The following is a 7,408-nucleotide window of genomic DNA, read 5'->3' as shown; positions in this document are numbered from 1 at the left end:
CCGATGGGGTCGACCTGTGTGTATCGGCCTGTGGCAGGGTCGTAGTCGCGGTTGTAGTTGTAGTAGAGCGGGTGGGTCAGGCTTGATCCGCTGCCGCGTCCGGTTTCTTCATCGACGTATTGGCCGGGCATGCGCAGGTTCATAACCGCAGAACCGAGGATAGATTCCTCTCCACCGTAGGGTCTTAACGCCGCATCCCAGACAACCGCGCCCGAACTGTCCACAAGCTTCTTCGGGGTAAAAAGGCTATCCCACAGGATATAGGAAATCTCTTGCGCATCATTCTGCACAAAACGCGCCGCATCCGCCGTGACATTTGTATAATTTCCAACCCACTCAAAGTAGATAGCGTCGGCTACAGGTTGTTGAAATCATTAAGACAGGAATGCTATCAGATAAACTTTTTGAACATCTTGGTTTGATCAAAAAGCTCTTCCAGCGTTTTCATCCTGCTCTTGGTTTCATTCCAGGTTTGTGTCTGGACCCCGGCAATAACCGCCTCTACCAGGAAAAGTGTTACCACGAGTGAATCCCAGGCCGAAGGCACCTCGATACGTGAGTTCAAGCTATAGGTCGCAAGTTTTGCAGCCGGGGAGCCCCATTGATCTGTAAAGAGAACCAGTTTCACTCCACGAGCTTTGGCAACTTCGGCCAGACGAAGGATGTCGTGCTCGTATCGCCTGATATCAAAGGCGACCAGAACATCCCCTTCGTTCATGTTTAAAACATAATGCGCCCAGGTATTAGAGTTCGGCGCTACCAACGTCACACCAGATCGCATGACCTGCATATGGGTGAAAAAATTATCCGCCATTGAACGGGTAATGCGTCCGCCGACCACATGAATTTCACGTTTTAAATCAGATAAAAGATCCACGACAGAATTGAATTCTTCCGGGTCGATCTGTTTTAAAGTCTGCCGCATATTTTCAGTGACGGCATCCGCAAAACGATTAAGAATATGGGTATCGGGCGCGCTTTCAGACCACAGATCATGCTTGGCAATCGGGCTGGATATCGTGGCTTTCAGTTCTGTGTGCAGCTGTGCCTGCATTTGGGGAAAACCACCAAAGCCAAGCTTTTTCGCCATTCTGGCAACTGTTGGTGTGGAGACACCCGAGCTTTCAGAAACAGCTGTAATACTCCCCAACCCCGAAACGGGATAGTCCTCTAATATAGCATTTGCCAACTGTCTTTCTGCCCGGGTCAAACTATCGAATTGCTTACGAATTCGTTCCGCAACAGTCAGATTCTGATTTGTACCCATTGTCAGTTTCTATTCCACAGATAAATTTATCGGCACCCTGAAAATGTACCAATAGATTGATAATCAATACCTACTTTAAACACAAATGAAGAAAATTCTCCACATTTTATTTTTCTGAAACAATATTTTCAGAAAATTTCTTGACTTATTTCTTAATTCTGAAAATATAATTTCAAAAATAAACGAAAAAATACCTGGGGTAAGGTTCTTGTCGAACGAGTTATTAAATTCCGATAATCATTCTTCAGCTGAAAGCGTGGTCAAAACAACCAACCTTTCAGGGCATGGAGAATACGTAATTATCTGTGAACACGCCTCTAACCATATTCCTGTTAAATATAACAATCTGGGCCTTTCAGACGACGATATAAAACAGCATATCGCGTGGGACCCCGGTGCACTGGCCGTTGCTCAACAGCTATCAAAACAACTTGATGCGCCTTTGGTAGAACAGTGTGTATCCAGATTGGTGTATGACTGCAATCGTCCGCCCGAAGCATGGAATGCCATGCCTTTTCAAAGCGAGATATTTGAAATTCCTGGTAATGCCAACCTTAGCCAGGAAGAGCGCGAGAACAGAATCAACAATGTTTACAAGCCCTTTAAAGAGGCTGTAACAGCATGTCTTGATAAAAAAACGAGTGACAGCCATAAACCTGTCATCATAACCGTTCATTCTTTCACACCTGTATATAAAGGGCAGAAAAGAGACGTTGAGATCGGTTTTTTACATGACAAAGACAATCGTTTTGCAGAACAATTAATTCAATCTTTCGCGGCTGAAACATCAAACTATGTTTTGAGGTTAAACGAACCTTATGCACCTGTTGATGGTGTCACCCACACCTTGACAGAGCATGCCCTCCCAAGAAGTTTGATGAATGTCATGCTCGAAATCAGAAATGACCTGATTGCTGATCAGGATACACAAGATAAAATGGCCTCTATTCTGGTTAAAGCCATTAGAAATGCAAAGGAAGCTCTGGACAATAAACAAAACCAGTTTGCTTCAACAACCAAACAAACGAGCCTGGGAAACTAAAATGCCCAACGTAATAAAATCATATGTCAAAGGGGTCGACGCATTAAACCGGTTTACAGGGCTGGTAACAATGCACCTGATCTTCGTCATGATAGGGTTACTTCTCTATTCATCCATATCACGTACACTATTTGATACCCCTATCAATTCGGTGGTGACGATATCCCAGTTTTTAATGTCTGCATACTACCTTTTGGGTGGTGGATTTTCTATGCAGGAAGACGCGCATGTTCGTATGGATCTTTTCTACAGCAGATGGTCGCCCAAAGGTAAAGCCAAAGCTGACAGCTTTACTTCGATTTTCCTGGTCTTTTATCTCGTTGTTCTTTTGATCGGCGCAATATCCAGCACAATGTACACCATCGAAGTCGGGCAAAAAACACGGACATTGGTTCCATACCCCCTTACACCGATTAAAGTTCTCATGACTCTTGGTGTGTTTCTAATGCTTTTACAAGCAACATCAGCATTCTTTAAAGATCTGGCCAAAGCCAGAGGAGTAACACTGTAATGAGTTATGAAATGATCGCATTACTGATGTTTTCCACCATGATGGTCATGATGCTTACTGGCCAGCGTGTGTTTGGAGCCATCGGTTTTGTTGCCGCGGTAGCTGCTCTCTTCCTTTGGGGAGAAGGCGGTGTTGAAATGCCTTTTACAGCGGCATCCAAGTTAATGAGTTGGTATCCACTCCTTACTTTGCCTCTCTTTGTATTCATGGGCTATATGCTTTCTGAATCAGGGATCGCCAGTGACCTGTATAAAATGTTCCACGTTTGGATGGGCCCTCTACATGGGGGACTTGCCATTGGAACGATCTGCCTTATGGTTCTGATATCTGCCATGAACGGTCTATCTGTTGCTGGTATGGCTATTGGTGCCACCATTGCCTTGCCGGAAATGCTCCGTCGTGGCTATGACAAGGTTATGGTAACAGGTGTTATTCAGGCGGGTAGTTCACTTGGCATTCTAGTGCCCCCAAGTGTCGTCCTTGTCCTCTATGGCATGATTGCGCGCCAACCTGTCAGTGACCTTTGGCTGGCCGGTGCCATTCCTGGCCTAATGTTGGCGACAATGTTTGTTGTTTACATTGTTGTCAGATGCCGCTTACAGCCAGAGCTTGGTCCAGTGTTGCCAAAAGAAGAACGCCAGATGCCGTTGGCCGAAAAGCTCTCATTGCTAAAAGCCGGCATCCTGCCGCTAGCAATCTTTGTTGTCATGACGGGCTTCTTTGTTGCGGGTATTACCAGTCTTGTGGAAAGCTCTGCAATTGGTGCCACATCGGCAATGCTGGCAGCGATCTTTAGAAAGCGCCTCACCTTCAAAGTTCTCGAAAGCACCATCAAGCAGACACTGAACATCAGCTGTATGTTTATGTGGATCATTTTGGCCGCCTTGGCATTTGGTGCCGTGTTTGATGGCTTGGGTGCAGTAAAAGCCATCGAAAGCCTGTTCCTTGAAAAGTGGGGCCTTAGCCCGTGGGAAATTCTCATCCTGATGCAGCTATCCTATATCGTGATGGGTATGTTCCTCGATGACACCGCAATGTTGGTGATCGTAGCACCGCTTTACATTCCGCTGGTTATTGCGCTTGGCTTCAACCCAATTTGGTATGGAGTGCTCTACACCATCACAGTTCAGGTTGCCTACATGACGCCACCTTTCGGCTACAACCTCTTCTTGATGAAGGCCATGGCACCGCCAGAAATTTCACTAGTCGATATCTATCGCTCGGTAATTCCTTTTGTCCTGATCATGATTTTCGCATTAGTGATTGTAATGTCGTTCCCGGAAATTGCCCTTTGGCTGCCAGAGTACGTCAAAGGCTAAAAATGGAATGACGAAGGAATGATTTTTGACAGGAGGTTAAAAAACAAAAAAGTGAAGACAAAACTACACTAACCAAGTGAAAGAGCTTAAACCGCCCAATAAGTCTGGGGCATATAGAAAGTTAAACAGGGAGTATCTATACGATGACGAATAGACGCGATTTTCTTAAAAAGGCTGGCTTAGCAACAGTCGGCGCCGCTGGTGCATCCACTCTGGCAGCACCAGCCGTTCACGCTCAATCAACAATTAAATGGCGCTTGCAGACCTATGCTGGTCCTGCATTGGCAGAGCACGTAATCAAACCTGCTATTGATGCTTTTAACAAAGCAGCAAATGGCGAAATGGTTATTGAGCTTTATTATGCTGACCAGCTGGTACCAACTGGTGAACTTTTCCGTGCCATGCAAAAGGGTACAATTGATGCGGTACAGAGTGATGACGATTCAATCGCTGCGCCTGTAGATGTGTCTGTCTTTGGTGGTTATTTCCCATTCGGTACACGTTACAGCCTCGATGTGCCAGTACTCTTCAACCAGTACGGCCTGAATGAGATCTGGGAAGAAGCCTATGACGAAGTTGACGGCGTTAAGTGGTTGTCTGCTGGTGCATGGGATCCATGTCACTTTGCGACGAAAGACCCAATCCGTAGCTTGGCCGATCTGAAAGGAAAGCGTGTCTTCACCTTCCCAACAGCTGGTCGCTTCCTATCCCGTTTTGGCGTTGTTCCTGTATCCCTACCTTGGGAAGACATCGAAGTTGCAATGCAAACTGGTGAACTCGATGGTATCGCATGGTCCGGTATCACCGAAGATTACACTGTTGGCTGGGCGGACGTTACCAACTACTTCCTCACCAACAACATCTCTGGTGCATGGTGTGGCTCTTTCTTTGCGAACGAAGACCGTTGGAATGAAGTGCCTGAGCACCTCAAAACACTCTTCAAGCTTTGCATGGACAGCTCTCACTACTATCGTCAGCACTGGTACTGGGGCGGTGAAGCACAGCTTCGTACCGAGGGTACAAAGCTTGAGCTTACAACCATTCCTGATGAAGAGTGGGCAACTGTTGAGCAGGAAGCTTACAAGTTCTGGGATGAGATTGCTGAGCAAAGTGATCGTTCCAAGCGTGTTGTCGATATTCTCAAGAAATACGCAAAGACAATGGAAAAAGCTGGTAAACCTTACCGTTACGGCTAAGCCCATCGTTACCATGTCACAGCCCGATTGTCGGGCTGTGACACCTTTTTAAACATTTAAAATTAAGAGTTTAGCTATGTCCGGCAATCTTTCCTTTGAAGATCTGAAAAAAGCCGTCTCCAGCGGCGAGATTGACACCGTCCTTGTATGTCAGGCCGATATGCAGGGCCGCCTTATGGGCAAAAGGTTCCATGCTGATTACTTCGTCAATGGTGGCCACAAAGAAACCCACAGCTGTAATTATCTTCTGGCAACGGATATGGAGATGGAAACAGTAGAGGGATATAAATCCACCAGCTGGGAATCAGGTTATGGTGACTATACCATGAAACCGGATCTGAGCACTCTGCGTCGTGTCCCATGGCTTGAAGGTACTGCCTTTGTCATGTGCGATATGCTCGACCACCACACCCACGAAGAAGTCCCCCATTCTCCGCGCGCCATTCTCAAGAAACAGGTCGCCCGTCTGGAAGCAATGGGGATGAAGGCCTATATGGCCTCTGAACTTGAATTTTTCCTCTTTGAAAACTCATTCGAAGAAGCTCACAAAAGCGGTTACCATTCTCTGGAAACTCTAGGGAAATACAACGAAGATTATCACATCTTCCAAACCACCAAGGAAGAAGATGTTATGCGCGCGATCCGTAATGGATTGCATGACGCCGGGATCGTTGTTGAATGTTCCAAAGGCGAAGCCTCTGCGGGTCAGGAAGAAATTAACGTCAAATATGACGATGCTCTGATTTCAGCAGACAATCACGTATTCATCAAAAATGGCTGTAAGGAAATCGCCTGGCAAAAAGGCAAGGCCCTCACCTTCCTCGCCAAATGGCATAACGATGCCGCGGGAAGTTCTTCTCACGTTCACCAGTCTCTTTGGTCTGCGGATGGTAAAGAAGCACTGTTCCATGATCCCAATGGTGAATACGGTATGTCTGAACTGATGCGTCAGTATGTTGCCGGCCTCCTACACAACGCCAGCGACCTGACCTATTTCCTCGCTCCCTATATTAACTCTTACAAACGCTTTGCCGAAGGCACCTTTGCCCCAACCAAAGCAATCTGGAGCAAGGACAATCGTACCGCTGGCTATCGTCTGTGTGGCGAAGGCACCAAAGCCATTCGCATTGAATGCCGTGTTGGTGGGTCTGATCTAAACCCGTACCTTGCAATGGCTGCTCTTTTGGCCGCGGGAATTGACGGCATTGAGAACAAACGCGAGCTTGAAGCTGAATTCAAGGGTGATGCCTATGCATCCGAAAATGCACGCTCCATTCCCAATACCCTGCGCGGTGCAGCCCAGGCACTGAACAAATCAACTATGCTCCGTGCCGCAATGGGCGATGATGTTATAGATCATTACACCCGCGCTGCCGAATGGGAACAGGAAGAGTTTGATCGCCGCGTCACCGACTGGGAAGTCGCACGCGGTTTCGAACGCGCATAAGAATAACGACAAACACTTTATAAGCGTCTGAGTAAGCCGTCTTCCCAAATAAATAAGCAAGCCAGACGCAAAGCCCTCACTTTAATGGTGAGGGCTTTTTTTTACAGTAATGACTGATAACGATGATAACCTGCTACCATCTTGCAGATCATATTAATCCAATAACGAAACAGCCCCAACCGGATACAAGGATTTGAATGTTAACTCCACTGCTTTTCGGGCGCGTTGTTCCCAGTCATCACGTCTGGTCCATTGGTCTTGAATGGTTATCCCGGGTTTTCTTTTATCTCCATGGACAATCCGGTTCCTGAGCTTGTTCATCCACGATAACTCTTTTGGATCAATCCAGGATAGTTGTGTGCCATGTTCTTTGATTTGGGCCTGAATAATAGACGAACACAGTATAATCGTCGCCGCCCAGGCACCAACGCAAAAGGTTGCCTGTAAATCAATCATAAGCGCACAGGCTTGCTCACTTGGGGCTTGCGCACCGGATTGGCTGTATTCGGCTTCCAGATCTTCAAACCAGAACCGACGGTCTGACCAGATCACATCCTTGGGAAGGTCAAGTTGATCCATATTTCATTCCTGTAAAGATCACGCACAAAATTATTCAGGAAACAACA

At 46.7% G+C, this 7,408-nt stretch carries 8 protein-coding genes; 5 read left to right on the top strand and 3 right to left on the bottom strand.

Features of this window, described 5'->3' with window-relative positions:
- Both WH95_RS19350 and WH95_RS19345 read right to left on the bottom strand, forming a co-directional pair.
- Positions 1–290: RHS repeat-associated core domain-containing protein (locus WH95_RS19350; RefSeq protein ID WP_046510058.1), on the bottom strand; the 290-nt coding region annotated here is incomplete at its 3' end.
- A 101-nt stretch (positions 291–391) separates the two neighbouring features.
- Positions 392–1,267 (bottom strand): MurR/RpiR family transcriptional regulator, encoded by an 876-nt coding sequence (locus WH95_RS19345; protein WP_046510057.1) that lies wholly within the window; start codon positions 1,265–1,267, stop codon positions 392–394.
- Between the two features lie 208 nt (positions 1,268–1,475).
- On the opposite strand from WH95_RS19345, the gene WH95_RS19340 reads away from it, so the two are divergent.
- From WH95_RS19340 to WH95_RS19320, 5 genes are all read left to right on the top strand, one after another.
- A complete protein-coding gene (locus WH95_RS19340) occupies positions 1,476–2,309 on the top strand; it encodes an N-formylglutamate amidohydrolase (protein ID WP_052742167.1) in 834 nt (277 codons plus the stop codon).
- A gap of 1 nt (position 2,310) precedes the next feature.
- Positions 2,311–2,820: a TRAP transporter small permease subunit gene (locus WH95_RS19335; protein WP_046510056.1), complete on the top strand. Its 510-nt coding sequence runs from the start codon at positions 2,311–2,313 to the stop codon at positions 2,818–2,820.
- The gene (locus WH95_RS19330; protein ID WP_046510055.1) at positions 2,820–4,139 is read left to right on the top strand and encodes a TRAP transporter large permease; all 1,320 of its coding nucleotides are present in this window, start codon (positions 2,820–2,822) and stop codon (positions 4,137–4,139) included. Before WH95_RS19335 ends, WH95_RS19330 begins: the two co-directional genes overlap by 1 nt.
- Positions 4,140–4,282: 143 nt before the next feature.
- Entirely contained in the window at positions 4,283–5,335 is a 1,053-nt protein-coding gene (locus WH95_RS19325) for a twin-arginine translocation signal domain-containing protein (RefSeq protein ID WP_046510054.1), read from the top strand.
- 76 nt (positions 5,336–5,411) lie between these two features.
- Positions 5,412–6,782: a glutamine synthetase family protein gene (locus WH95_RS19320; RefSeq protein WP_046510053.1), complete on the top strand. Its 1,371-nt coding sequence runs from the start codon at positions 5,412–5,414 to the stop codon at positions 6,780–6,782.
- A gap of 153 nt (positions 6,783–6,935) precedes the next feature.
- On the opposite strand, the gene WH95_RS19315 is transcribed toward WH95_RS19320, so the two are convergent.
- Positions 6,936–7,361, bottom strand: a complete 426-nt coding sequence (locus WH95_RS19315; protein WP_046510052.1) for a hypothetical protein — start codon at positions 7,359–7,361, stop codon at positions 6,936–6,938.
- Positions 7,362–7,408: the final 47 nt, after the last annotated feature.

Source organism: Kiloniella litopenaei (assembly GCF_000982415.1).
Lineage (GTDB): Bacteria > Pseudomonadota > Alphaproteobacteria > Kiloniellales > Kiloniellaceae > Kiloniella > Kiloniella litopenaei.
The sequence above is the reverse complement of the archived record's forward strand: the minus strand, read 5'-3'. Positions and strand labels throughout refer to the sequence as shown.